The following is a 23,520-nucleotide window of genomic DNA, read 5'->3' as shown; positions in this document are numbered from 1 at the left end:
CTCCTCGGACGTCATGGGGTACCGTCCCCACCCAAAAGAAACTCACCCGATCGAGTGATTCGGGGCGACCGCGAGGAAGGCCAGCAGATGGGACGCCACCGACGCTCCGCCGCCGGACGCGCCGAGACGGGCCACGCGTACGGCACCGAGGCCCGCGAGGAGGAGCACACCCCGGGGATGGGCATGCCGCCCTCCGTGGACCCCGAGGCGTACGCGGACGCCAACGCGCTCAGCTCCGACTACCTGTACGCGACGGACACGGCGGCCGAGACGGCCTCCGGCGCCCCGCACCGGCGCCGCAGGAAGCGCCCCGTGCGCACCGGCCTGCTGGGTGTCTCGGCGGCGGTCGCGCTCGGCGCGGTCGCGGTGACGTCGGGGATCGTCCCGGGCCTGGAGAGCTACAAGCTCGGCGGCGACAGCTCCTCCGACGCCTCCGGCAAGCACGTCAGCGCCTCCGACTCCCCCACCAACGCGGCCTCCGAGCAGGGCGGCGCGGCGGGTACGGCGGACAGCGCGGCCGGAACGGCGCCGAAGGCCCCCGCGGCATCCCCCTCCCTGGCGCCGAAGCCCGCGCCGGAGAAGGAGAAGAAGGCGCCGGAGAAGAAGGCGGCCGAGGCGAAACCTTCCGCCACCCCGTCCAAGGCTGCCGAGGCGGCCGAGGCGCCCGCAAAGGAGACCCCGGCCGAGAAGCCCGCAGCCCAGGCCCCGGCGAAGGCCGCTAGCGCCGTGTCGGCGGAGTTGCAGGCCGCCGCCCAGGTCCTGGTGCTCGTCAACGAGGAGCGGGCGAAGGTCGGGTGCAGCGCCCTGTCCGCGAACAGCGCGCTCGCCGGCCTCGCGCAGGAGTTCAGCGAGGACATGGCCGCGCGGGGCTTCTTCGACCACACCGACCCGGACGGCAAGTCCCCCTGGGACCGGGCCTCCGCGGCCGGCATCAGCGACCTCGCGGGCGAGAACATCGCCCGGGGCCAGGCCGACGCCGCGTCCGTGATGGAGGCGTGGATGAACAGCCCCGGCCACAAGGCGAACATCCTGAACTGCGACTTCAAGACGCTGGGGGTCGGGGTGCACTTCGGTTCGGGCGGGCCGTGGTGGACGCAGGACTTCGGCTACTGACCAGTTAGCGCTTACCGATAGTTAGTGCAACCTGTCGGTAAGCGCCTCTTTCCCCTACCCTTACCCCATGACCAGCATCCAGGAGCCCCCCGTCGAGGACCTGCCGTACAGCGTGTTCGCGAAAGCCTGCGCCTCGCGGGGAACCCTGGAACACGTCACCGGCAAGTGGGGCGCCCTGACCCTGGGCGCGCTGTACGAAGGCTCCCTGCGCTTCAACGAACTGCGCCGCCGCGTCGACGGCGTCAGCGAGAAGATGCTCTCCCAGACCCTCCACGCCCTGGAGCGCGACGGCTTCGTCCACCGCGAGGCCCAGCCCACCAACCCCCCGCGCGTGGACTACGAGTTGACGCCCCTCGGCCGCGACGTCGCCGAACGCCTCCTGGCCCTGATCCAGTTCGTCGAGGGCCACATGGACGACGTGCTGGTCGCCCGCAGCAGCTACGACGAGACGCGCGGCGGGCGCTGACACCTCGGGCAGAAGTAGCTGGACCTGTTCATCCACGGCCGTCTGCGCATCGCCGTTCCGCAGCGGTGGCACGGCTCGCCCTCGCGGCCGTACGCGTCCAGGGAGCGGTCGAAGTAGCCCGACTCGCCGTTGACGTTGACGTACAGGCTGTCGAAGCTCGTGCCGCCCACCGCGAGGGCCGCGTTCATCACGTCCCGGACGTGGCCGAGGAGTTCGGTCGTACGGGGGCGGGTGAAGCCGGTGGTCGGGCGGTCGTAGTGCAGGCGGGAGCGCCAGAGGGCCTCGTCCGCGTAGATGTTGCCGACGCCGCTGATCAGGGACTGGTCCAGGAGGGCGCGCTTGATCGTGGTGCGCTTGCGGCGCAGGGCCTCGTGGAACGCCTCGTCGTCGAAGAGGGGGTCCAGCGGGTCGCGGGCGATGTGGCCGATGACGTCCGGGAGGCCGTCGTCCGTCGTGTCGTGCAGGGAGAGGCCGCCGAAGGTGCGCTGGTCGACGAAGCGCAGCTGGGTCTGGACCTCGTCCGCGAAACGGACCCGGATGCGCAGGTGCTTCTCGTCGGCCGCGTCCGGGGGCTGGACCAGGAGCTGGCCGCTCATGCCGAGGTGCGCCAGGATCGCCTGGCCGCCGTCGTCGAGGGGCAGCCACAGGTACTTGCCGCGCCGGGACGGCGTACCGATCCGGTGCCCCTTGAGGCGGTGCGCGAAGTCGTCGGCGCCGGCCAGGTGGCGGCGTACGGCTCTGGGGTGCAGGACCTCCGCGTCGGCGACCGTGCGGCCGGCCACCCACCGCTGAAGACCCCGCCGGACGACCTCGACCTCGGGCAACTCGGGCATGGCGCTCCCCCGGATGTGAACCGAGCGCCCGGCCCCGCGGACGGGGTGGGCGCTCGGTGATCAGTACTTACGCGGAGGCGGATTCGGCGTCGGCGGCGGCTTCGGCAGCGGCCGCCTCCTCCTGCTTGATCCGTTCGTCCGCGGCGGCGCGGATCGCGCGCCACGCGGACTCGGCGGCTTGCTGCTCCGCCTCCTTCTTGCTGCGGCCGGTGCCGGTGCCGTACGAGACGCCTCCGACGCGGGCGGCAGCAGTGAAGGTCTTCTCGTGGTCGGGGCCGGTCTCCGTGACCAGGTACTCGGGGACACCGAGCCCTTCGGTCGCGGTGAGCTCCTGGAGACTGGTCTTCCAGTCCAGGCCGGCACCGAGGTTCGAGGACTTCTCGATCAGCGGGTCGAACAGGCGGTGCACCAGTTCGGAGGCCGCGTCGAGGCCCTGGTCGAGATAGACCGCGCCGATCACCGCTTCGAGGGTGTCGGCGAGGATGGACGCCTTGTCCCGGCCGCCCGTGCCCTCTTCACCCCGGCCGAGCCGGATGAAGGAGCCGAGGTCGAGGCCACGGCCGACCTCCGCCAGCGCGCGCGAGTTGACCACCGCGGCCCGGAGCTTGGCCAGTTGGCCTTCCGGGAGGTCGGGGTGGGTGTTGTACAGCGTGTCGGTGACGACGAGACCGAGCACGGAGTCCCCGAGGAACTCCAGCCGCTCGTTCGTCGGCAGACCGCCGTTCTCGTACGCGTAGGAACGGTGCGTCAGCGCACGCACCAGAAGGGCGGACTCCAGCCGGTAGCCGAGCCGCCCTTCCAGAAGCGTGTGGGACGAGGCCGTGTTGTCCGCAGAGTTTTTCTTCGGCGTGGACACAGTGCCTCTCACCAGCCTCAGACTTCGAGGACCTGGCGCTTGTTGTAGGTGCCGCAAGACGGGCACGCGATGTGCTGCAGCTTGGGCTCGTGGCAGCGCTCGCACGCAACCAGGGTGGGGACCGCAGCCTTCCACTGCGACCGGCGGTGGCGCGTGTTGCTGCGCGACATCTTCCGCTTCGGAACAGCCACGGCTACTTCTCCTGCTTCTCGTCGACGCCTGCTTCAGCGCCGCTGATCTTGTCCTTCTCATCGGATTCGAGCGAACCCGAGAGTCCCTGCAATGCCGCCCAACGGATGTCGACGGCGTCGTGCTGGTGGTCCGGGTCGTCCGCGAGCCGCGCTCCGCACTCGGAGCACAGTCCCGGGCAGTCTTCCTGGCACACCGGCTGCATCGGCAGTGCGAGCACCACCGCGTCACGCAGCACCGGTTCGAGGTCGAACAGGCCGTCCTCGACGAAGAGCGTGTCCTCGTCGTCCTCGGCGTCGTCGGCCGGTTCCGCCTTGGGGCGGCCACGGTCGTCGGCGTCAGGGTACGAGAACATCTCCTGGAAGTCCGCGTCGACCTCAAGGCCGACCGGCTCCAGACACCTTACGCACTCCCCCTTGGCCTGTGCACGGGCGGTACCTGTGACAAGCACCCCGTCCATGACCGACTCCAGCCGGAGTTCCAGCTCGACCGGGGCGCCTTCCGGCACCCCGACGACCCCTTCGATCCCGAGATCCCGGGGGGCGTCGATCTCACGGGTCAGGCGCTGGAGCGCGCCAGGCCGCCGGCCCAGCTCGTGCGTGTCGAACACGAGGGGGTTGCGGTGGTCGAGGCGGGCGTTCGCGGCCATTCCTGCTTTCGATCTCTTCCGAGCTGGAGGGGACGCCGCCCAGCGGTGTTTCGGGGCAGCGCTGATCGCTGATGTGCACGCGACCGAAGAGCCAGGATACTGGAGCTTTCGCCCACAGCCCAATCCGGGTCCTGGCTAGAGCCCTCGCCCCTGCTCGTACGCCCGCAGCTGCTCCGGCGTGATCATGCCGGTGTCGAAGAGGCTCGTCTCGTCGAGGGCGTACGCCTGCTGGGCGTGCTGCTGCGGCTGCTGGGCCTGCTGCGGGTCGTACGCCTGCTGCTGCTCGTAGCCCTGGTAGGCGCTCGCCGCGTACGGGTCGGCCTGCTGGTAGGCGTACGGGTCCGGCTGGGCGTACGGCTGCTCGTAGCCGCCGTAGCCGTCCTGGTAGCCGTAGGCGGGCTGCGGCTCGTAAGCCGGTGCGGCGGGCTGCTCGGTCTGGGCCGGGAGCGGGGTCGAGCCGGTGCGGGAGGACTCCTCGCGGTCGGAGAGGGCCGCGAGGTCGGCGAGGTAGTCGGCGTCCGAGGAGTGCTGGAAGGTCGAGGTGTCGTCGGCGAGGGCGCCGAGGTCGTCGGTGGCGATCCGGCCGTGCAGCTTGTCGCGGCCCCGGCCGACCGCCTCCAGCGTCTTGGCGAGGACCGCCTCGAAGGCGCCCAGCTTGGCGTCGACGTACGCGTCGGCGTCCTTGCGCAGGATCTCCGGGTCGTGGCTGCGCTCGGGGGCGTCCTCGTCCTCGTAGCCGTTCTCGTCCAGGCCCGGGCCGGTGCCGAGGAGCTTCTCGCGGCCCCGGCCGACCGAGCCGAGGGTCTTGGTGAGGACGACCTCGAAGTTGGCGAGCTTGGAGTCGACGTACTCGTCGGCCTCGGCGCGGACCTCCTCCGCGTCCCTGCGGGCCTCCGCGAGGATGCGGTCCGCCTCCGCCTGCGAGCTGCGGGCGACCTCGGTGCCGGAGATCAGCGAGCCGCGCTCGGCGTGCGCGGTGGTGATGATCCGCTCGGCCTCCTGGCGGGCCTGCTGGACCATCTCGTCACGGCCGCCGATCAGCTCCTCGGCCTGGGCGAGGGAGTCGGGCAGCGCGGCCCGGACCTCCTCCAGCAGGGCGAGCAGGTCGGCGCGGTTGACCACGCACGAGGCCGACATGGGCATCGACCTCGCGCCGGACACCGCGGCGACGATCTCGTCGAGCTTCTTCTGTACGTCCACCTAGGCTCGCCACTCTCTACCGCTGTGTTGGAGACGGACAGGGCGACTGTAGCCCCCGGCGTCCCATCAGTCCTTGCGCAGGCGCTCGTTGAGCGCCGCGAGGACGATCGGCGGCACGAGATGCGCCACGTCGCCGCCCCAGGTCGCGACCTCCTTGACGAGCGAGGACGACAGGAAGCTGTACTCCGGGTTCGTCGGCACGAACAGCGTCTCCACCCCGGACAGGCCGATGTTCATCTGCGCCATCTGGAGCTCGTAGTCGAAGTCACTGACCGCTCTGAGGCCCTTGACGATCGCGGGGATGTCCCGCTGTTTGCAGAAGTCGACCAGCAGTCCGTGGAAGGACTCCACGCGTACGTTGCCGTACTCGGCCGTGACCTGGCGGATCAGGTCGATCCGCTCGTCGACCTCGAAGAGGCCCTGCTTCGATTTGTTGATCATCACCGCGACGTACACCTCGTCGTAGAGGCGGGAGGCGCGGGAGATGATGTCGAGGTGTCCGTTGGTGATCGGGTCGAACGACCCGGGACAGACGGCGCGGCGCACTTGTGATCCCTCGCTCTCCGGTCCGGTCATCGTGCGTCTTCGCACGTAGAGGCGTCGCCGACGGTGGCGTTGTCGCCCGTGGCGGCGCGACCGTACCAAAACGTTCCCTCGCCGTAGCGACGGGCCTTGACCGCCTCGAAACCCGCCGGCCAGTGGAATTCTCCGCCTCTGGTGCTGCGCTCCACGGTGACGATCGCGTCCGGTGTGAGCCAGCGTTCGGTGCGGAGTGTGAGGAGGATCTCGCGAAGATCGTGATCTGCGACCGCGTAGGGGGGGTCGAGGAAGGCGAGGTCGTAAGGGGCCGTGGGGGGCGCCTGGATGATCTGTTCGGCCTTGCCCTGGCGGACCTCGGCGCCGGGGAGGGCGAGGTTCCCGACGTTCTCGCGGATGGTTCGCACCGCTTTGGGGTCGGCTTCCACGAGGAGGGTGTGGCTCGCGCCCCGGGAGAGGGCTTCCAGGCCGACGGCGCCCGAGCCCGCGTAGAGGTCGAGGACTCGTTCGTCCGTGAAGGGGCCCGCGAGGAGGGATTCCCAGGTGGACATGAGGGCCTCGCGCGCGCGGTCCGAGGTCGGGCGGGTGCCGGTTCCCGGAGGGACGGCCAGTCGACGTCCGCCGGCGGTGCCGGCGATCACGCGAGTCATCTTGAGGTCCTTGGTACGGGGACGAGTACAGGTCCAGTGTGGCTCAGCCCTTCTCCAGGTACTGCTCCCTCTCCTCGTCCAGCAGCGCGTCCAGCGCTGTCCTCAACCCCGGCAGGCCCTCCAGGTCCGGGTTCTCCGTCACCAGCCTCGTCGCCTCCTCGCGCGCCTCCGCGATGACCTCCTCGTCCTCGATGACCTCCAGGACCCTCAGGGAGGTGCGCGCGCCCGACTGGGCCTGGCCGAGGACGTCGCCCTCCCGGCGCTGCTCCAGGTCGATGCGGGACAGCTCGAAGCCGTCCAGTGTCGAGGCGACCGCGTTGAGGCGCTGGCGGGCCGCGCTCGCCTCCGGCATGTCCGTGACGAGGAGACAGAGGCCCGGCGCGGAACCCCGGCCCACCCGGCCGCGGAGCTGGTGGAGCTGGGACACTCCGAAGCGGTCGGCGTCCATGATGACCATGGCGGTGGCGTTGGGGACGTTGACGCCGACCTCGATGACCGTCGTCGCCACGAGGACGTGGGTCTCCCCCGCCGCGAAGCGCCGCATCACGGCGTCCTTGTCGTCCGGGTGCATACGGCCGTGCAGGACCTCGACCTCGATCCCGTTCAGCGGGCCCTCGGAGAGCTGGCCGGCGACGTCGAGAACCGCGAGCGGCGGACGCTTGTCCCCCTCCGCCTCCTTCTTCGCCTTCTTGGCGTCCTCCTCGTCCCCGATGCGGGGGCAGACGACGTACGCCTGATGTCCCTTGGCCACCTCTTCGCGCACCCGCTCCCACGCGCGGGTGAGGAAGTGGGGCTTGTCGGCGGCCGGGACGACGTGGGTGGCGATCGGTGAGCGTCCGGCCGGGAGCTGGTCGAGGACGGACGTCTCCAGGTCGCCGAAGACGGTCATCGCGACGGTCCGGGGGATCGGCGTCGCGGTCATCACGAGCAGGTGGGGCGGCTGCTTGCCCTTGCCCCTGAGGGCGTCCCGCTGCTCCACCCCGAAGCGGTGCTGCTCGTCGACGACGACCAGCCCCAGATCGTGGAACTGCACCTTGTCCTCGATCAGCGCGTGCGTCCCGATGACGATGCCGGCCTCGCCGGTCACCAGGTCGAGCAGCGCCTGCCTGCGGGCGGCGGCCCCCATCGACCCCGTGAGCACCACGACCTTGGTGGCCCGCTCGGACCCGCCCAGCATCCCGCCCTCGGCGAGATCCCCCATCATCTCCACGACCGACCGGTGATGCTGCTGGGCGAGCACCTCGGTGGGCGCGAGCATCGCGGCCTGCCCGCCCGCGTCGACGACGGCGAGCATGGCGCGCAGGGCGACCATCGTGTTGTGGGTGACGGTGAAGTTGTCGGTGACGTAGGCGTGGCTGGGGTGAGCGACGCTGATGCACCGGACCGGTTTGCGGCCCACGTACTCGACGGCCCGGACACCGCGCCGGAAAGTGTCGTCCTGCGGCCGGGGACGGACACGGGCGGCCTTGCGGGCCAGACGGAACGGGGCGTACTCGTCCGGAAGAGCCAGCGACACGTCGAAAGCGGCCTTCCCGGGCAGGACCCGCGCCCGGCCGCCCAGGGAGCGGACGAGCCAGGCGACGTCGTCCGCGAGCCCGCGTGAGGCGGAACGGAGCGAGATGCCCGTGCCGTCGGTGTCGACGGTGCCGTCCGTGTCCAGCAGTCCTTGCAGCAGGGCGAGCCGGTTCTTGACCGAGGTGTTCTTGAAGTCCTCGGGGACGGACTCGGGGAGCGTGCCGTGGCCGAGGAGGTAGGGGTCCGACGGCAGTGCGGCGTCGCCTCCGAGGTCGACGGGGGTCGCCGCCGGGATGTGCCACTTCGTGGACCCGTCCGCTGCGAGCGTGTCCAGACGGATCTCCCGGGTCGTCATCACCTGGGGCGGCTCACAGCCCGTACCGACGATCCACAGGTGCTCGTCGTCGCACTCCACGGAGCTTCCGTCGGAGAGGACCAGGCGCCAGACAGGCCGCTCCCCTTGCGGGAAGACGCCGTCGACGAGCGCGATCTCGCCCTCCGGCACGATGACCTCGTCGCCCACAGCCAGACTCCCCATCCGCCGGAATCCGGTGGGGGTGAGGACCAGCGCGTCGAGCGGTTGGGCCTTGCCCGAACCGACCTCTCCCTGGAGGAGCCGGTGCATCGGGTGGCTCGTCGCGAGGTCGTCGAAGATCTCCTTGGAGACCTTCTGCTGGCCGTCGGTGAGGGTGAAGGGGAGGCGGTCGTCGAAGGCGGTGAGGAGGCCGTCGGGGGACGGGGCGCGGGGGACGGCGGGGAGCAGGGTGTCGGCGTGGCGGCGGCGGGCCAGGGCGACCTGGAGGACGAACGCCTCGTCCCATTTGAGGCGGGCGCGGGCCTCGGCGACGTCGGACTTGGTGTGGGGGCGGTGGATCTTGAGGAGGGCCTCGGGGAGGGAGACGAGGCCGCGGCCCTCGCGCAGGGCGGGCGGGAGGGGGTCCAGGGCCTCCTGGGCGGTGGGCAGGACCGTCTGGATCGCCTTGGCGAGCTTCCAGGACTCCAGCTTGGCCGTGGCGGGGTAGAGCGGGATCAGGGCTCCCGCCCAGGTCTCCACGGACTCGCCCGCTTCGGTGTCGTCGCCCTTGAGGAGCTGGTACGCGGGATGCGCGAGCTGGAGGCGGCGGTTGAAGACGGAGACCTTGCCGGAGAACATCGCACGGGTGCCGGGGAGGAGGTCCTTGTGGGGCTTGTGCACGCCGTTGCCGAAGAAGACGAGTTGGAGGCGGCCGCTGCCGTCGGTGATGGTGACTTCCAGTCGCTGTCCCTTGCCGCGGGGGGCTTTGGAGGAAGCGAACGTGTGCAGCCGGGCGTCGGCGACCATCGCGACCACCGTCACGTGCTCGTCCATGGGCAGGTCGGCGAGGTGGGTGAGCTGTCCGCGCTCCTCGTATCTGCGCGGATAGTGGTGCAGGAGGTCGCCGACCGTGTGCAGGCCGAGGTTCTCGGCCATCACCTTCGCGGTGGCGGGGCCGAGCACTTTTTTGAGCGGTTCTTCCAGTGCGGGCACGAGATCCATTGCACACCACGCCACTGACAATCCCCTAGACATGTCCTGAAACCCCTGGTCAGCCGCGTCGCTTGGGCCCTAGTATGTCGCGCCTCACGCCATCCCTTCCGCGGTCACCGCCCCATTACGGGACCGCCCGACCCCGCGCCGAGGCTTCTCCCCCCACCGGCGCTGTGACGATGGACTCCCAGACCTCGAAGTCATCCCAGGCATCCCAGTCACCTCACACGTTCCAGGTCGACCTGCGTGGTCTGGTGGACCTGCTCTCCCATCACCTCTACTCCAGTCCCAAGGTCTACCTGCGCGAACTGCTGCAGAACGCCGTGGACGCGATCACCGCCCGGCGGGCGGAGGATCCCGAGGCACCCGCGCGGGTGCGGCTGTTCACGGACGGCTCCGGCCTGCGCGTGGAGGACTCCGGCATCGGGCTGACCGAGTCGGACGTGCACAGTCTGCTGGCGACGATCGGGCGCAGCTCGAAGCGTGCCGAGGGTCTCCAGGAGGCGCGTTCGGACTTCCTCGGCCAGTTCGGGATCGGTCTGCTGGCCTGTTTCGTGGTCGCCGAGCGGATCCGGGTGGTGTCCCGGAGCGCGCGCACGCCGGGGGCGCGTCCGGTGGAGTGGACGGCGCGCGACGACGGCTCGTACTCCGTGCGCACGCTCCCGGACGAGGCGCGTCCCGAGCCGGGCACGACGGTGTACCTCCAGGCGCGCGCGGGGGCGGCCGAGTGGCTGTCCGAGGCGCGCGTGCTGGCGCTGGCGAAGGACTTCGGCTCGCTGCTGCCGTACGACGTGCGGGTGGGCGAGGAGGCGGTCACCGACCTGCCGGCGCCCTGGGACCGCTCGTACCCCTCCCCCGCGAACCGGCGGGTGGCGCTGGCCCGGCACTGCCACGGCCTGTTTGGGTTCACGCCGCTGGACTCGATCGAGCTGTCGGTGCCGCTGGCCGGGATCCGGGGCGTGGCGTACGTGCTGCCGGCGGCGGTGTCCCCGGCGCAGCGGGCGACGCACCGGGTGCACCTGAAGGGCATGCTGCTCACGGAGCGGGCCGAACAGCTCCTGCCGGACTGGGCGTTCTTCGTGCGCTGCGTCCTGGACACGGACTCCCTGCGGCCCACGGCGTCGCGCGAGTCGCTGTACGAGGACGAGACGCTGGCGGCCGTCCGTGAGGCGCTCGGGGAGCGGATCCGGGCGTGGCTGACGGGCCTCGCGGCGGGCGATCCGGAGCGCCTGGCGGCGTTCCTCGCGGTGCATCACCTGGGCGTGAAGTCGCTGGCCCGGCACGATCCGGAGATGCTGCGGACGATGCTGCCGTGGCTGCCGTTCGAGACGACGGACGGCCGCCTGTCGCTGGAGGAGTTCGCGCAGCGCCACCCGGTGGTGCACTTCACGCGCACGGTCGAGGAGTACCGCCAGGTCGCCCCGATCGCCTCCGCGCAGGGCATCGGTGTGATCAACGGCGGCTACACGTACGACAGCGAGCTGGTCGAGGCGCTGCCGTCGGTGCGTGCGGGCACGTCGGTGGCGGAGCTGGACGCGGACACGGTGACGGCTCATCTGGACGCCGTGGACACGGCGGAGGAGCTGGCGCTGGCGGGGTTCCTGGCGGCGGCGCGGGCGAAGCTGGACCCGCTGGGGTGTGACGTGGTGCTGCGGGCGTTCCATCCGCTGTCGGTGCCGGCGCTGCATCTGGACGACCGGCAGGCGCGGCACGAGCAGGCGCGCGCGCAGGCCGAGGAGCAGGCGGACGACCTGTGGGCGGGGATCCTGGGTTCGCTGCGGGGCGGCGCCCCGCGCGCGCGGCTGGTGCTGAACCATCTGAACCCGCTGATCCGGCGGATCAGTTCGCTGCGGGATCCGGAGCTGATCGGGACGGCGACGGAGTCGCTGTACGGGCAGGCGCTGCTGATGGCGCAGCGTCCGCTGCGGCCGGCCGATTCGGCCTTGCTGAACCGGGCGTTCATCGGTCTGCTGGAGTGGGCGACACACGGCGAGGGCGGCAAGGATGAGTGACATCGGAGACATCGGGGCCATCGGGGACTTCGACGCGCTGCGGCACGCGATGGCGGAGAACGGCGAGCAGCCGGAGGGTCCGGCGCGCAACGCGCGCGCGGAGCACCTGCTCGGGGAGGCGGAGCGGCTGGGGATCCCGCTGGCGGTGGTCGAGGCGCTCGGGCATCAGCTGAAGGTCTACAACTACAGCTCCGAGAAGGCGAAGATGTTCGTCCCGTTCGCGCGGCTGCTGCGCATGTGGGACGAGCGTCCGGAGGACTTCGACGAGTACGAGGCGCACTCGCTGCACTGGGTGTTCAAGTGGATGTCGGCGGGGATGCTGGACCAGCCGCACATCCCGCTGGCGTCGGTGGAGAAGTGGCTCGGCGAGATGGAGCACCGCTACCGGCTGGCGGGGCATTCGGAGCGGGCGGTGCGCAGCGCGGAGTTCAGTGTCGCGGCGCACGTCGGTGATCTCGCGCGCGCGGAGCGGGCGTTCTCGGCGTGGCTGGCGGCGGACCGGGACCAGATGGCGGACTGTCACGCGTGCGAGCTGCACGGCCAGGGCTGGTGGCGTGCGGAGTGCGGGCGCGACGAGGAGGCGCTGCGGCTGTGGGCGCCGGTCCTGGACGGCGAGTTCGCGTGCGCGCACGAGCCGCACACGGTCCTGGCGTCGTCCCTGGTGCCGCTGTTGCGGCTGGGGCGGCTGGACGAGGCGCGGGCGAACCATCTGCGGGGTTTCAGGCTGGTGCGGTCGATGGAGTCGATGCGGGGCGCGTACGCGGACCATGTCGAGTTCTGCGCGCTGACCGGCAACGAGGCGCGGGCGCTGGAACTGCTGGCGGAGCGTCCCGCGTACTTCACGGACGACGGTCATCCGCGTTCCAAGCTGGACTTCCTGAGTGTGGTGGCGCTGCTGACGGACCGGCTGACGGCGCTGGGTCTGGGGGGCCGGCCGGTGCCGGGTCCGGCGGGCCGGGAGTGGACGGCGGCACAGCTGTCGTCCCACGCGCGCGCGGAGGCGCTGCGGCTGGCCGGCGAGTTCGACGCCCGCAACGGCAGTACGCACGTGTCGCAGCGGGCCCGCGCGCGGATGGCGCAGGAGCCGCTGGCGGACCGGCTGCCGCTGGGGGTGCGCGGTGCGCGCCCGTCGGTGTCCGCGCCGGTGCCGGCGCCCCGGGTGGCCGAGGAGCCCGCCGGGGAACCGGATCTGGCGGCGCTGCTGGCGGAGGCCCGCCGTCAGTCGGACACCCTCCAGCCGCGTGCGATCGAGGCGTGGATGGCGGTGGGCGAGGCGGTCGGTGACGTCGGCGAGCTGACGGCCCGCGACCGTGCGGAGCTGGCCGAGCACGAGGGCATGGCGCGCGGCCCGGAGGGGCTGGCCTCCTTCGAGGAGGCGGCCCACTGGTACGCGGAGGCGGACGACCCGGGCGAGTGTCTGGCGTCCCGCGCGCGCGGCGCGTACGTGCGGGCGCTGGCCGGTGACGTGGAGGCGGCCCTCGCGGCGGTCGAGGAGCCCTACGACCGGGTCCTGGCGCTGTACGCCGAGGACGGCACCGGGGTGCGGCAGGCGGCCGGGGTGCTGATGAGCAGGGCGCGGATCCTGATGCGGTGCGCGCACGAGGAGGGTGCCGGGGAGGAGGTGTTCCCGGTCGCCGAGGCCGCCGTGCGCGAGGTGCTGGCGCTGGTCGGCGGGCGCGCGGGGGACGACGTCCGGCTGCACGCGCGCGTGGCGGAGGCGCACGCGATGCTCGCGGAGCTGGCGGCGCTCGGCGGGGACCCGGAGGGGGCGGCGCAGCTGTTCGCGCGCGCGTCGGCGGAGTTCGTGGCGGCGGGGCTGCCGTGGTTCGCGGTGGAGTACGAGGCGCGGCTCGCGTCCCTCGCGCACCACCTCGGGGACATGACGCAGGCGGAGCGGGCGCTGCGAGCGGCCCTGGAGCACGGCGGGCCGGTCCTGGAGCCCGTGGGGCGCGCTCAGCTGCATCTGCAGCTCGCGGAGGTCGTCGGGGGCCGGGGAGAGGCCGAGGAGGCCGCCGAGCACGCCCTGGAGGCCGCGCACTGGGCCGACGAGGCGGGCGAGGGGCCGACGTTCGGCGCGTGGGCCCGGCACCAGCTGGGCGGTCACCTGGTCCGGCAGGGCCGCTGGGCGGAGGCGGCGGAGGTCCTGGAGTCGGCGCTGGCGGACCTGACGGCCGAGACGCACGGCGACGGGACGGTCGTCCAGACGAAGTGGTGGCTCGGCGACTGTCTGAGCGAGCTCGGCGAGCACCGGGAGGCGGCCGAGCGCCGGCTCCAGGCGGCGGAGATCGCCCGGCACTGGCCGGAGCAGCACGACCACGCGACGCTGGCGCACCTGGCGGCGGAGTCGCTGAGCCAGGCGGAGCTGCTCCCGGAGGCCGATCAGGCGTACACGCGCGCGGGTGAGCTGTGGCGGGGCCTGGGGAACGTGCACGGCCTGGTGCGGGCCCTGCGCGCCCGCGCGTGGCTGGCGCTGCGCACGGACGACGGGGTGGGCAGCGCGCGCGAGCTGATGACGGCGGCGGTCACGGAGTGCGCGGACGCGCTGGACGCGCTGGATCCGGCGGACGACGAGGAGGCCCGCCACCGGCTGGTCGCGGAGCTGGGCCACACGCACCGCCAGTTCGGCGACCTGCTGGCCCGCTCGGCGCCCGAGGACGCGGACGACGACTCGATCCGCGCGGCTCTGGAGGAGGCCCTCGCGCAGGTGTCGGACGCGGTCGCGGTGTTCGCGGCCCTCGCGGACGACGCCCTGCACGCGCGCACGTCCGCCGAACTGGCCGCCGGCTGGCTGGAGGCGGACCTCGGCCGCCCGGAGGACGCCGCCGCCCGCGCGCGGGGGGTGCTGGCCGCGTACGGGCCGGGGGCGGACGACGATACGGCGGTGTCCCGGCGTACGGAGGCGGAGCAGTTGCTCCAGGGGGTGCGGGACGGCGGCTGAGTTACTCGGTTACTCGACGCCGATCAGCAGCAGCGACCCCTGGCGGCCGCCCCGGTACACCACCGTGTCGACCGCCAGGTACGCCTCGCGTACGCGCGCCTGGAGCTGGTCGGCGATGGTGTCGGGGGCGTCGTCGCCGAGGACGAGGGTGACGAGTTCGCCGCCCGCCGAGAGCATGCGGTCGAGGACCTTCCGGGCGGTGTCGGTGACGTCGGTGCCGATGACGGCGACGTCACCGTCGACGAGGCCGAGGACGTCGCCGGCCTGGCAGATGCCGGCCATGGTCCAGGACTGGCGTTCGGCGACGGTGACCTCGGCGTAGCGGGTGGCGCCGGCCGCGGAGGTCATGGCGACGACGTCCTCGTCGAAGCGGCGGTCGGGTTCGTGGACGGCGAGGGCGGCGATGCCCTGGACCGCCGAGCGGGTCGGGATCAGGGCGACCCGGATGCCCTCGGTGCGGGACTGTTCGGCGGCCGCGGCGGCCGTGTGGCGCAGGTCGGCGTCGTTGGGCAGGAGGACGACCTCGCGCGCGTGTGCGCGCCGGACGGCCTCGACGAGTTCGCCGCTCGCGGGCGGTTCCCCGGGACGCGCGAGGACGGTCGTCGCCCCCGCCTCGGTGTACAGCCCGGCGAGCCCCTCGCCCGGCACGACGGCGACCACGGCCCGCTGGACGCGTTCGCGGGGTACCCGCTCGCCGCGCGTGGTGTGCGCGTCCCCGGCGCCGAAGTGGGTGATCCGGATCCGGTAGGGCCGCCCCGCCTCCACGCCGGCCTCGACGGCGGCCCCGGCGTCGTCGACGTGGACGTGGACGTTCCACAGCCCGTCCCCGCCGACGACGACCAGAGAGTCCCCCAGCGCGTCCAGGCGGGTCCTGAGGCGGGCCACGGCCGCGTCCTCGGCCTCCAGGAGGTAGATGACCTCGAAGGCGGGCCCGTCGCCCTCGGCGCAGCCCGCGCTGTCGTCGGCATGCTCCACGCGCGCGGGGACCCCCAGTCCCACGCTCGTCACCCGTCCCCCCACCACGACCCTGGCCGGTGTCTCCCCCGTGAACGTCTCCACCAGCGCCCCCAGCACCGCCACCAGCCCCCGTCCGCCCGCGTCGACGACCCCCGCGTCCTGGAGGACGGCGAGCTGGTCCGGCGTGGCCGCCAGCGCCGTGCACGCCCCCTGGTAGGCCGCGCGGGCGACGGAGCCGCAGTCGCCGGGGTCCTGGGAGGCGGCGTCGGCGGCGGCCGTGGCGACGGTCAGGACGGTGCCCTCGACGGGGTGGGCGACGGCCTGGCGGGCGAGGTCGGCGGCGCGGTGCAGGGCGCGGCCGAGGCCGGGGCCGTCGGTGTGAGAGGCGTCACTGTCGGCGGCGAGGACCTGGGACATTCCGCGCAGGAGCTGGGCGAGGATCGTCCCCGAGTTCCCGCGCGCGCCTATGAGGGCGCCGTGGGCCATGGCGTGCGCGGCGTCGGCGAGCGAGGGCGCCGCGGGCTCGTGGGCCGTGAACACGGCCTCCACGGCGGTCGCGGCGGATTCCAGGGTCAGGTACAGGTTGGTGCCGGTGTCGCCGTCGGCGACGGGGTAGACGTTGATCGCGTCGATCTCCTCGCGGGCCCCGCCGAGGGCCGCCAGCGCGAGGCCGCACCAGGTGCGCACCGCGAGAGCATCGAGGAATGTCTGCGGCACCTGCGCCACCTGCGCCTCCCTGAGCTGCTGGATTGGACGCAGCGTAGACCGATCGTGGTAGTTTCGTTCAACGGAAGCAGTCGTTGTATGCTGCTCCGGTTGCCCGATCCCGATCGGGCCATTCCCCCGGTACCGCCACTTCCAGATCCTCGATCTCGATCCCGGCATGCCGGGATCATCCGTAAGTGCATCTGAAGTCTTTGGAGTGACCGGTGGCTGCTAACTGCGACGTCTGCGGCAAGGGTCCGGGCTTCGGCAACAACATCTCGCACTCGCACCGCCGTACGTCCCGTCGCTGGAACCCGAACATCCAGCGCGTCCGTACCGTGGTCGGCGGGACGCCGAAGCGCGTGAACGCCTGCACCTCGTGCATCAAGGCCGGCAAGGTTTCGCGCTGACGCTTCGCCGCTGAGCGCGTGGCCCCTGCTGGTCCGCCCGCATAGAGCCGATCCACCTCACGGTGGATCGGCTTTTTGCACGTCTACGACCTGACCCGCCAGCCGTGATCCACCGGCCCGATCCCCCCGCCGAGCGCGAACCCGCCCCGGATCGCCCCGGTGACGTATTCCTTGGCCGCCGCCACCGCCTCCGGTACGGCCGCCCCCTTCGCGAGCCCCGAGGCGATCGCCGACGCGAGTGTGCACCCCGTGCCGTGGGTGTGCCGGTTGTCGTACCGGGGAGCTCGGAGCCAGTGCTCCTCGCTCCCGTCCGTGAGCAGGTCCACGGCGTCCCCGGCCAGGTGCCCGCCCTTGATGAGCGCCCACGTCGGCCCGTACGCCAGCACGGCCACCGCGGCCTCCCGCATCCCCGCCTCCGTCTCGACGCGTACGCCGGTGATCTGGAGCACCTCGTCGAGGTTGGGGGTGGCGACGGTGGCCGCCGGGAGGAGCCGGTGGCGTACGGCGTCGAGGGCCGAGGCGGCGAGGAGGGCGTCGCCGTGCTTGGAGACGCCGACCGGGTCGACGACGACGGGGGCGTCGGTCGTGGCGAGCAGGCCGGCGACCGTCTCGACGAGTTCCGCCGAGGCCAGCATGCCGGTCTTCACGGCCTGGACGCCGATGTCGTCGACGACGCTGCGGTACTGGGCGCGCACGGCCTCGGCGGGGAGTTCCCAGGCGCCCTGGACGCCCAGGGAGTTCTGGGCGGTGACGGCGGTCACGACGCTCATGCCGTGCACGCCGAGCGCGAGCATCGTCTTCAGATCGGCCTGGATGCCGGCGCCGCCGCCCGAGTCGGAGCCGGCGACGGTCAGGACGCGGGGGATCACTCGACGTCCCCGAAGTGGTCCCAGCCGCCCTGCCGGGTCCAGGGCGCCCCGTCCACGGTGACCTGGGGCAGCGCGGAGGGGCCGAGGACCTCGCCGATGACCTTCCAGCGGGCGGGCAGCTTCACGTCCGGCGGGAACGTCGCCACGATCGCGTGGTCCTCTCCCCCGGTCAGCACCCACTGGATGGGGTCGACGCCGACCGCGTGGCCGATGTCGTTCATCTGTGTGGGGATGTCGATCGACTCGGAGCGGATGTCGATGCGGACCTTGCTGGCCTCGGCGATGTGCCCGAGGTCGGCGATCAGCCCGTCGCTCACGTCGCACATCGCGGTCGCGCCGAGCCGGGCCGCGGCCGGGCCCGCGTGGTACGGCGGCTCCGGACGGCGGTGCGCCTCCACGAAGGCGCGCGGCGAGCGGAACCCCCGGGCGAGGACCGCGTACCCGGCCGCCGACCAGCCCAGCCAGCCCGTCACGGCGACCAGGTCGCCGGGTTTCGCGCCGCCCCGGGTGATCGGCTCCTGGCCGCGCAGATCGCCGAGCGCGGTGATCGACACCATGATCGTGTCGCCGCGTACGACGTCCCCGCCGACCACGGAGGCGCCCGCGACCTGGCACTCGTCGCGCAGCCCGTCCATCAGCTCCGTCGGCCAGGTCACCGGCAGCTCCGCCGGGACGACCAGGCCGAGCAGCAGCGCGGTCGGTACGGCGCCCATCGCGGCGATGTCGGCGAGGTTCTGGGCGGCCGCCTTGCGGCCCACGTCGTAGGCCGTGGACCAGTCGCGGCGGAAGTGCCGGCCCTCCAGCAGGATGTCCGTGCTGGCCACGACCCTGCGGTCGGGCGCGGCGACCACCGCGGCGTCGTCCCCCGGGCCGACGCGGACCGCCGGGGTGGTGGTGAGCCGGGAGGTGAGCTCACGGATGAGCCCGAACTCGCCCAGCTCACCGACAGTGCCCTTCATCGCCCTAGAGCCCCTTCTGTGCCTGTCTCTGCCTGTCGTCGCCCGGTCGCGCGGGACCGGTGTCCTCGATACGGTCGAGGGAGCCGTCTGCTGCTGCCTTGCCGGCGCCCCGGCCCGGGGTCACGGTCATCGCGGGTCTCCCCCCGGCCCGCGGCGACGCGATACCGTGGCGTTCCTTTTCCCCACATGATCCTCGTGGCCGCCCTGGAGGTTCCGTGGTACAGGCGTACATCCTGATCCAGACGGAGGTCGGCAAGGCGTCGACCGTCGCCGAGACGATCAGCGCGATCCCTGGCGTCGTCCAGGCCGAGGACGTGACGGGGCCGTACGACGTGATCGTGCGGGCCCAGGCGGACACGGTCGACGACCTCGGGCGGCTGGTGGTCGCCAAGGTGCAGCAGGTGGAGGGAATCACCCGGACCCTGACCTGCCCCGTCGTCCATCTGTAGCCCCCGTCTACCCTTGGCCGGTGAACTTCTTCCGTCACCGGCTCAGTGGTCTGTCCGCCCTCGCCCTGCTCTGTGCCGCCGGCTGCTCATCGGCAGACGACAGCGCGTCGACCGCGGTTCCCAGTCCGTCCGCGAAAGCCGCGGAGATATGCCGGAAGCTGGACGCTGCGCTGCCGGCTCAGGTGGACGGCCTGCAGCGCCGGGACCCCGAACCCTCGTCGCCGCTGACCGCGGGTTGGGGAGACCCGGCGATCATACTGCGGTGCGGTGTCGTGAAGCCGCCGAAGATGGACGACGACAAGGCGGACGCCGGTGAGGCCGACGGGGTGGGGTGGCTGGTCGAGAAACAGGACGACGGAACGATCCGCTTCACGAGCGCGCTGCGGGTGGTGTACGTCGAGGTGACGTTGCCCAAGTCGCGGGCGGCGGAGGGGATGTCGCCGCTGATCGATCTGGCACCGGCCATGAAGAAGACGGTGCCCGAGGGGATCGCCGACTAGCGGAGCCCGGTGGAGCGGCGCAGGGCCGCCTGGATCAGGCGGTCCACCAGCTCGCCGTAGGCGACGCCCGTCTCCTCCCACATCTTGGGGTACATGGAGATCGGCGTGAAACCGGGCATCGTGTTGATCTCGTTGATGACGAACTCGCCGTCCTGGGTGAGGAAGAAGTCCGCGCGGACCAGGCCCTCGCAGGACGCCGCGTCGAAGGCCTGGACGGCCAAGTCGCGGACCTCGGCGGTCTGTTCGGGGGTCAGGGGGGCCGGGACGATGCCGGGGACCGAGTCGATGTACTTGGACTCGAAGTCGTAGTAGGCGTGGGCGGCGGGGATCTCCGCGGGGACCGAGGCACGCGGGCCGTCCTCGAACTCCAGGACGCCGCACTCGATCTCGCGGCCCCGGACGGCGGCCTCGACCAGGATCTTGGGGTCGTGGCGCTGGGCCTCGGTGATCGCCTCGTCCAGCCCGGCGGGGTCGTCGACCTTCGTGATGCCGATGGAGGAGCCGGCGCGGGCGGGCTTCACGAACAGGGGCCAGCCGTGGTCCGCCGCGAACCCGGCGATCCGCTTGCGGGCCCCGGACTCGTCCTGCGCCCACTCGCGGGGCCGGATCACCAGGTAGGGGCCGACCGCGAGGCCGAAGGAGGCGAAGACGCGCTTCATGTACTCCTTGTCCTGGCCGACGGCGGACGCGAGCACCCCGGAACCGACGTACGGCACACCGGACAGCTCCAGCAGCCCCTGGAGCGTGCCGTCCTCGCCGTACGGGCCGTGCAGCACCGGGAAGACGACGTCGACCTCGCCGAGCGCCTTCGGCACGGATCCCGGCTCGCTGTAGACGACTTCGCGGTCCGCGGGGTCCAGCGGGAGCACCACTCCCCCGTCGCCGCCCTCCGCGAGGTCGGTGACCTCGGGCGTACGGCGCTCCTCGATCGCCATCCGCTCCGGCGCGTCCGCCGTGAGCATCCAGCGGCCCTCCCGCGTGATCCCGATCGGCAGCACGTCGTACTTGTCCCGGTCGACCGCCCGCAGTACGGCGCCCGCGGTCACCACGGAGATCCCGTGCTCGGAACTGCGCCCACCGAACACGACGGCCACCCGCGGCTTGCGCGAGGGCTGCGACTCAGGGCTCTGGGGAAGGTTCTCGGTGCTCATATCGCGTCGAGAGTACCCGTAGGCAGCGGCCGAGTCAGCGTCCACCGCCCCGCTGTCGCTCAGCGTCGCGGGGCGTTCGCGGTACGTCGTGGCGGGAGTTGCCGGGCGGCCTCGGGACCCGTCGGCAACTCCCCGCCGCCCTACCGCCGTTCCGGCTTCGCGCTCCTCGACATCAGTTCCTTCAGCGCCACCACCGGCGGCTTCGCCTCGTGGACGATGTCGACGACCGTCTCCGTGATGGGCATGTCGACGCCGTGGTGGCGGGCGAGGTCCAGCACGGACCGGCAGGACTTGACGCCCTCGGCGGTCTGCCTGGTGACCGCGATCGTCTCCTGGAGGGTCATGCCCTTGCCGAGGTTGGTGCCGAAGGTGTGGTTGCGGGAGAGCGGGGAGGAGCAGGTGGCGACGAGGTCGCCGAGGCCCGCGAGCCCGGCGAAGGTCAGCGGGTCGGCGCCCATCGCGAGGCCGAGACGCGTCGTCTCCGCGAGGCCGCGCGTGATGAGGGAGCCCTTCGCGTTGTCGCCGAGTCCCATGCCGTCGGCGATGCCGACCGCGAGGCCGATGACGTTCTTGACGGCGCCGCCGAGTTCGCAGCCGACGACGTCCGTGTTGGTGTAGGGCCGGAAGTACGGGGTGTGGCAGGCGAGTTGGAGGCGCTGGGCGACGGCCTCGTCGGTGGCGGCGACGACGGCCGCGGCCGGCATCCGGGAGGCGATCTCCCGCGCGAGGTTGGGTCCGGTGACGACGGCGATGCGCTCGGCGGCGACCTTCGTGACGTCCTGGATGACCTCGCTCATCCGCATGGTGGTGCCGAGTTCGACGCCCTTCATGAGGGAGACGAGCACCGTGTCGGGCGCCAACAGGGGTGTCCAGTCGGCCAAGTTGGCGCGCAGCGTCTGGGAGGGCACCGACAGGACGGTGAAGTCGGCGCCGGCCATGGCCTCGGCGGGGTCGGTGGTCGCCCGTACCCGCTCGGGGAGTTCGAGGCCGGGGAAGTAATCGGGGTTCTGCCGCGCCGAGTTGATGGCCTCGGCGACCTCGGGGCGCCGCGCCCACAACGTCACCTCGCAGCCCGCGTCCGCGAGGACCACGGCGAAGGCCGTCCCCCATGAACCTGCGCTGAGGACTGCCGCCTTGACGGGCTCGCTCACGTGCCGATCTCTCCTTCGTGGTGCTGCGCCTCGGTACGGCGCCGCTGCTCGATCCGCTCCCGGCGCGGGTCGTAGGGCGTGTCGGGCGCCTTCTCGCCGCGGATGTCCTCCAGTTGGCGGGTGACGGCGGCCATGATGACCTCGGTGACCTCGCGCAGGAGTTCCGGCGTCATCTCCCGGTCGTAGTACGGCGTGAGGTCCAACGGCGGCCCGGCCAGCACGTGGTGGGTCTTGCGCGGCAGGATCTCGGGCTTCTTCGCGTAGGGCGGGAGGAGTTCGTTGACGCCCCACTGGGCGATCGGCACGACGGGGCACTTCGTCTCCAGCGCCACGCGCGCGGCACCGGTCTTGCCGGTCATGGGCCAGCCGTCGGGGTCGCGGGTGAGGGTGCCCTCGGGGTAGAAGACCACGCACTCGCCGCGGTGCACGGCGTCGACGGCGCCCCGGAAGGCGCTGAGCGCGTCGGTGGACTCGCGGTAGACGGGCACCTGGCCCGTGTTCCGCATCCAGGCGCCGACGATTCCCTTCTTGAAAAGCCCGCTCTTCGCCAGGAATCGCGGCATACGTCCGCTGTTGTACTGGAAGTGCGCGTACGCGAAGGGGTCGACGTAGGAATTGTGGTTCACCGCGGTGATAAATCCGCCCTCGGCCGGAATGTTCTCCATTCCGCGCCAGTCCCGCTTGAGGAGAGGCACCAGCAGTGGTTTGCAGATCACCGCGGCGAAGCGGTACCAGAAGCCGATTCTGCGGCGGGGCACGCGGACACCTACCTCTTCCTCTAGGAGCCAGGACGTCCCAGGGCCTGTTCCAAGGTCGTTCCGGGGGCCGGGAGCCGCACAAGTGTGGCCCCGGTCGGCCGGTCTGTCGAGAACACCGTACGCCCAGAAGGAAGAACCGCCAGATGGGCAAGGTTGCAGCCGGGTGACAATGACCGCGACGAGCAAGGGACGGTAAGCCGGTGCAGTGGACGTTGGTCATCCCCCTGAAACCCCTCGCGCGGGCCAAGAGCAGGCTGTCGGACACGGCCGGCGACGAGGTGCGGCCGGCTCTGGCGCTGGCGTTCGCGCAGGACACGGTGGCCGCGGCGCTGGCCTCGGCGGCCGTACGGGATGTGGCGGTCGTCACGGACGACCCGCTGGCCGGGCGGGAACTCGCGGCGCTGGGCGCGCGGATCGTCCCGGACACCCCGCGCGCGGGCCTGAACGCCGCTCTGGCGCACGGCGAGAGCGCCGTACGCGCCGTACGCCCGGAAACGGCTCTCGCGGCCCTGAACGCCGATCTCCCGGCCTTGCGCCCCCATGAATTGACCCGGGTCCTCGACGCCGCCGCGGAATTCTCCCGCGCATTTCTCCCGGATGCCGCAGGCATAGGCACGACTTTGCTGGCGGCAACCTCGGGCCATCCCCTGCTCCCCGCATTCGGCCAGGATTCCCGCCGCCTGCACCGCGCCTCGGGCGCGGCCGAACTCCTGCCGCCCGCCGTGGACTCCGTACGCCAGGACGTCGACACCGGCGACGATCTGCGTGCCGCCCTCCACCTCGGCGTGGGCCCGCACACCTCCGCCGCGACCGCCCGCCTGCTGACCCCCGGCCAGTAGGCTGCCCCCATGCAGGCGACGGCTTACACCTACGACCCCGAGACCCGCACCGGTCAGGTGCTCCTGGACGACGGGACGCCCCTGCCGTTCGGCGCGGAGGCGTTCGACGCGGGGGGCCTGCGGCTGCTGCGGGCCGGCCAGCGGGTGCGCATCGAGACCGACGAGGCCGCGGGGACGGGCAGCGCCTCGCGGATCACGCTGGTCACGCTCCAGACCTTCTGAGCTTTTCTGCGAACACACCGCGGGCCGGACTCCACAGGGTGTGGAAGTCCGGCCCGACGCGTGAGTACCGCCGACAGGGGCGCGC

The 23,520-nt window shown here is 72.1% G+C and carries 23 protein-coding genes and 1 pseudogene; 9 read left to right on the top strand and 15 right to left on the bottom strand.

Going from position 1 to position 23,520, the window contains the following annotated elements:
- Positions 1 to 87 precede the first annotated feature (87 nt).
- Positions 88 to 1,113 carry a CAP domain-containing protein gene (locus ACLZOT_RS35135; protein ID WP_416973196.1) on the top strand — a complete coding sequence of 342 codons (1,026 nt, stop codon included), beginning with the start codon at positions 88 to 90 and terminating at the stop codon, positions 1,111 to 1,113.
- 67 nt (positions 1,114 to 1,180) lie between these two features.
- Complete coding sequence (locus ACLZOT_RS35130; protein WP_416973195.1) at positions 1,181 to 1,579, top strand: winged helix-turn-helix transcriptional regulator; 399 nt, start codon at positions 1,181 to 1,183, stop codon at positions 1,577 to 1,579.
- On the opposite strand, the gene mutM is transcribed toward ACLZOT_RS35130, so the two are convergent.
- The 8 genes and pseudogenes from mutM to ACLZOT_RS35090 all read right to left on the bottom strand — a co-directional run bounded on the left by mutM (position 1,552) and on the right by ACLZOT_RS35090 (position 9,524).
- Positions 1,552 to 2,412 carry a bifunctional DNA-formamidopyrimidine glycosylase/DNA-(apurinic or apyrimidinic site) lyase gene (gene mutM, locus ACLZOT_RS35125; protein WP_416973194.1) on the bottom strand — a complete coding sequence of 287 codons (861 nt, stop codon included), beginning with the start codon at positions 2,410 to 2,412 and terminating at the stop codon, positions 1,552 to 1,554. The two genes, ACLZOT_RS35130 and mutM, sit on opposite strands and share 28 nt — an antisense overlap.
- Before the next feature lie 67 nt (positions 2,413 to 2,479).
- Positions 2,480 to 3,268, bottom strand: coding sequence for a ribonuclease III (gene rnc, locus ACLZOT_RS35120; protein WP_416973248.1), 789 nt, complete (start codon positions 3,266 to 3,268; stop codon positions 2,480 to 2,482).
- Between the two features lie 17 nt (positions 3,269 to 3,285).
- Positions 3,286 to 3,459 (bottom strand): 50S ribosomal protein L32, encoded by a 174-nt coding sequence (gene rpmF / locus ACLZOT_RS35115; protein WP_007493396.1) that lies wholly within the window; start codon positions 3,457 to 3,459, stop codon positions 3,286 to 3,288.
- A 2-nt stretch (positions 3,460 to 3,461) separates the two neighbouring features.
- Positions 3,462 to 4,106 (bottom strand): YceD family protein, encoded by a 645-nt coding sequence (locus tag ACLZOT_RS35110; protein WP_416973193.1) that lies wholly within the window; start codon positions 4,104 to 4,106, stop codon positions 3,462 to 3,464.
- A 135-nt stretch (positions 4,107 to 4,241) separates the two neighbouring features.
- Positions 4,242 to 5,306 carry a cell division initiation protein gene (locus tag ACLZOT_RS35105; protein ID WP_416973192.1) on the bottom strand — a complete coding sequence of 355 codons (1,065 nt, stop codon included), beginning with the start codon at positions 5,304 to 5,306 and terminating at the stop codon, positions 4,242 to 4,244.
- Positions 5,307 to 5,372: 66 nt separating this feature from the next.
- On the bottom strand, positions 5,373 to 5,882 hold the full coding sequence (coaD, locus tag ACLZOT_RS35100; RefSeq protein ID WP_416973191.1) for a pantetheine-phosphate adenylyltransferase: 510 nt from the start codon (positions 5,880 to 5,882) through the stop codon (positions 5,373 to 5,375).
- A pseudogene (gene rsmD, locus ACLZOT_RS35095) lies at positions 5,879 to 6,505 on the bottom strand (16S rRNA (guanine(966)-N(2))-methyltransferase RsmD); the annotation flags it as partial. The pseudogene rsmD and the gene coaD, both read right to left, overlap by 4 nt.
- 31 nt (positions 6,506 to 6,536) lie before the next feature.
- On the bottom strand, positions 6,537 to 9,524 hold the full coding sequence (locus ACLZOT_RS35090; RefSeq protein WP_416973190.1) for a helicase-related protein: 2,988 nt from the start codon (positions 9,522 to 9,524) through the stop codon (positions 6,537 to 6,539).
- A gap of 170 nt (positions 9,525 to 9,694) precedes the next feature.
- On the opposite strand from ACLZOT_RS35090, the gene ACLZOT_RS35085 reads away from it, so the two are divergent.
- Positions 9,695 to 11,527, top strand: coding sequence for an HSP90 family protein (locus tag ACLZOT_RS35085; RefSeq protein ID WP_416973189.1), 1,833 nt, complete (start codon positions 9,695 to 9,697; stop codon positions 11,525 to 11,527).
- A complete protein-coding gene (locus ACLZOT_RS35080; RefSeq protein ID WP_416973188.1) occupies positions 11,520 to 14,465 on the top strand; it encodes a tetratricopeptide repeat protein in 2,946 nt (981 codons plus the stop codon). Before ACLZOT_RS35085 ends, ACLZOT_RS35080 begins: the two co-directional genes overlap by 8 nt.
- A gap of 9 nt (positions 14,466 to 14,474) precedes the next feature.
- On the opposite strand, the gene ACLZOT_RS35075 is transcribed toward ACLZOT_RS35080, so the two are convergent.
- Positions 14,475 to 16,148 (bottom strand): DAK2 domain-containing protein, encoded by a 1,674-nt coding sequence (locus ACLZOT_RS35075; RefSeq protein ID WP_416973187.1) that lies wholly within the window; start codon positions 16,146 to 16,148, stop codon positions 14,475 to 14,477.
- Between the two features lie 203 nt (positions 16,149 to 16,351).
- On the opposite strand from ACLZOT_RS35075, the gene rpmB reads away from it, so the two are divergent.
- Positions 16,352 to 16,537 (top strand): 50S ribosomal protein L28, encoded by a 186-nt coding sequence (gene rpmB, locus ACLZOT_RS35070; RefSeq protein ID WP_003993230.1) that lies wholly within the window; start codon positions 16,352 to 16,354, stop codon positions 16,535 to 16,537.
- Positions 16,538 to 16,620: 83 nt separating this feature from the next.
- Here rpmB and thiD read toward each other — a convergent pair whose 3' ends face one another.
- Genes thiD through ACLZOT_RS35055 form a run of 3 tightly spaced genes read right to left on the bottom strand, consistent with a single transcriptional unit; the run spans position 16,621 to position 18,495 of the window.
- Positions 16,621 to 17,406: a bifunctional hydroxymethylpyrimidine kinase/phosphomethylpyrimidine kinase gene (gene thiD, locus ACLZOT_RS35065; protein WP_416973186.1), complete on the bottom strand. Its 786-nt coding sequence runs from the start codon at positions 17,404 to 17,406 to the stop codon at positions 16,621 to 16,623.
- Complete coding sequence (locus tag ACLZOT_RS35060) at positions 17,403 to 18,365, bottom strand: thiamine-phosphate kinase (protein ID WP_055724029.1); 963 nt, start codon at positions 18,363 to 18,365, stop codon at positions 17,403 to 17,405. Before ACLZOT_RS35060 ends, thiD begins: the two co-directional genes overlap by 4 nt.
- Before the next feature lie 4 nt (positions 18,366 to 18,369).
- The gene (locus ACLZOT_RS35055; RefSeq protein WP_416973185.1) at positions 18,370 to 18,495 is read right to left on the bottom strand and encodes a hypothetical protein; all 126 of its coding nucleotides are present in this window, start codon (positions 18,493 to 18,495) and stop codon (positions 18,370 to 18,372) included.
- Between the two features lie 85 nt (positions 18,496 to 18,580).
- Here ACLZOT_RS35055 and ACLZOT_RS35050 point away from each other — a divergent pair, with 85 nt between their 5' ends.
- On the top strand, positions 18,581 to 18,814 hold the full coding sequence (locus ACLZOT_RS35050; protein WP_416973184.1) for an Lrp/AsnC family transcriptional regulator: 234 nt from the start codon (positions 18,581 to 18,583) through the stop codon (positions 18,812 to 18,814).
- Positions 18,815 to 18,834: 20 nt separating this feature from the next.
- Positions 18,835 to 19,314, top strand: a complete 480-nt coding sequence (locus ACLZOT_RS35045) for a DUF3515 domain-containing protein (protein WP_416973183.1) — start codon at positions 18,835 to 18,837, stop codon at positions 19,312 to 19,314.
- Here ACLZOT_RS35045 and ACLZOT_RS35040 read toward each other — a convergent pair.
- The 3 genes from ACLZOT_RS35040 to ACLZOT_RS35030 all read right to left on the bottom strand — a co-directional run bounded on the left by ACLZOT_RS35040 (position 19,311) and on the right by ACLZOT_RS35030 (position 22,374).
- Positions 19,311 to 20,465 carry a D-alanine--D-alanine ligase family protein gene (locus ACLZOT_RS35040; RefSeq protein WP_416973182.1) on the bottom strand — a complete coding sequence of 385 codons (1,155 nt, stop codon included), beginning with the start codon at positions 20,463 to 20,465 and terminating at the stop codon, positions 19,311 to 19,313. The two genes, ACLZOT_RS35045 and ACLZOT_RS35040, sit on opposite strands and share 4 nt — an antisense overlap.
- 140 nt (positions 20,466 to 20,605) lie before the next feature.
- Positions 20,606 to 21,616: an NAD(P)H-dependent glycerol-3-phosphate dehydrogenase gene (locus tag ACLZOT_RS35035; RefSeq protein WP_416973181.1), complete on the bottom strand. Its 1,011-nt coding sequence runs from the start codon at positions 21,614 to 21,616 to the stop codon at positions 20,606 to 20,608.
- A complete protein-coding gene (locus ACLZOT_RS35030) occupies positions 21,613 to 22,374 on the bottom strand; it encodes a lysophospholipid acyltransferase family protein (protein ID WP_416973180.1) in 762 nt (253 codons plus the stop codon). Before ACLZOT_RS35030 ends, ACLZOT_RS35035 begins: the two co-directional genes overlap by 4 nt.
- A gap of 200 nt (positions 22,375 to 22,574) precedes the next feature.
- On the opposite strand from ACLZOT_RS35030, the gene cofC reads away from it, so the two are divergent.
- Together cofC and ACLZOT_RS35020 are read left to right on the top strand one after the other, a co-directional pair.
- Positions 22,575 to 23,213: a 2-phospho-L-lactate guanylyltransferase gene (gene cofC, locus ACLZOT_RS35025; protein ID WP_416973179.1), complete on the top strand. Its 639-nt coding sequence runs from the start codon at positions 22,575 to 22,577 to the stop codon at positions 23,211 to 23,213.
- A 9-nt stretch (positions 23,214 to 23,222) separates the two neighbouring features.
- On the top strand, positions 23,223 to 23,435 hold the full coding sequence (locus ACLZOT_RS35020) for a hypothetical protein (RefSeq protein ID WP_416973178.1): 213 nt from the start codon (positions 23,223 to 23,225) through the stop codon (positions 23,433 to 23,435).
- The last annotated feature ends 85 nt before the right edge of the window (positions 23,436 to 23,520 follow it).

This window comes from Streptomyces sp. 4F14, assembly GCF_048159485.1.
Lineage (GTDB): Bacteria > Actinomycetota > Actinomycetes > Streptomycetales > Streptomycetaceae > Streptomyces.
Note: the sequence above shows the minus strand (reverse complement) of the source record. Positions and strands in the feature narration are given on the sequence as shown.

Bases quoted from the DNA above. Each gene is read 5' to 3' on its own strand.
- ACLZOT_RS35020 (WP_416973178.1), top strand. From the start codon at position 23,223: ATGCAGGCGACGGCTTACACCTACGACCCCGAGACCCGCACCGGTCAG.
- ACLZOT_RS35060 (WP_055724029.1), bottom strand. From the start codon at position 18,365: ATGAAGGGCACTGTCGGTGAGCTGGGCGAGTTCGGGCTCATCCGTGAG.
- coaD (WP_416973191.1), bottom strand. From the start codon at position 5,882: ATGACCGGACCGGAGAGCGAGGGATCACAAGTGCGCCGCGCCGTCTGT.
- ACLZOT_RS35085 (WP_416973189.1), top strand. From the start codon at position 9,695: ATGGACTCCCAGACCTCGAAGTCATCCCAGGCATCCCAGTCACCTCAC.
- ACLZOT_RS35110 (WP_416973193.1), bottom strand. From the start codon at position 4,106: ATGGCCGCGAACGCCCGCCTCGACCACCGCAACCCCCTCGTGTTCGAC.
- ACLZOT_RS35040 (WP_416973182.1), bottom strand. From the start codon at position 20,465: ATGAGCACCGAGAACCTTCCCCAGAGCCCTGAGTCGCAGCCCTCGCGC.
- mutM (WP_416973194.1), bottom strand. From the start codon at position 2,412: ATGCCCGAGTTGCCCGAGGTCGAGGTCGTCCGGCGGGGTCTTCAGCGG.
- ACLZOT_RS35080 (WP_416973188.1), top strand. From the start codon at position 11,520: ATGAGTGACATCGGAGACATCGGGGCCATCGGGGACTTCGACGCGCTG.
- ACLZOT_RS35135 (WP_416973196.1), top strand. From the start codon at position 88: ATGGGACGCCACCGACGCTCCGCCGCCGGACGCGCCGAGACGGGCCAC.
- ACLZOT_RS35130 (WP_416973195.1), top strand. From the start codon at position 1,181: ATGACCAGCATCCAGGAGCCCCCCGTCGAGGACCTGCCGTACAGCGTG.
- ACLZOT_RS35090 (WP_416973190.1), bottom strand. From the start codon at position 9,524: ATGGATCTCGTGCCCGCACTGGAAGAACCGCTCAAAAAAGTGCTCGGC.
- ACLZOT_RS35055 (WP_416973185.1), bottom strand. From the start codon at position 18,495: ATGACCGTGACCCCGGGCCGGGGCGCCGGCAAGGCAGCAGCAGACGGC.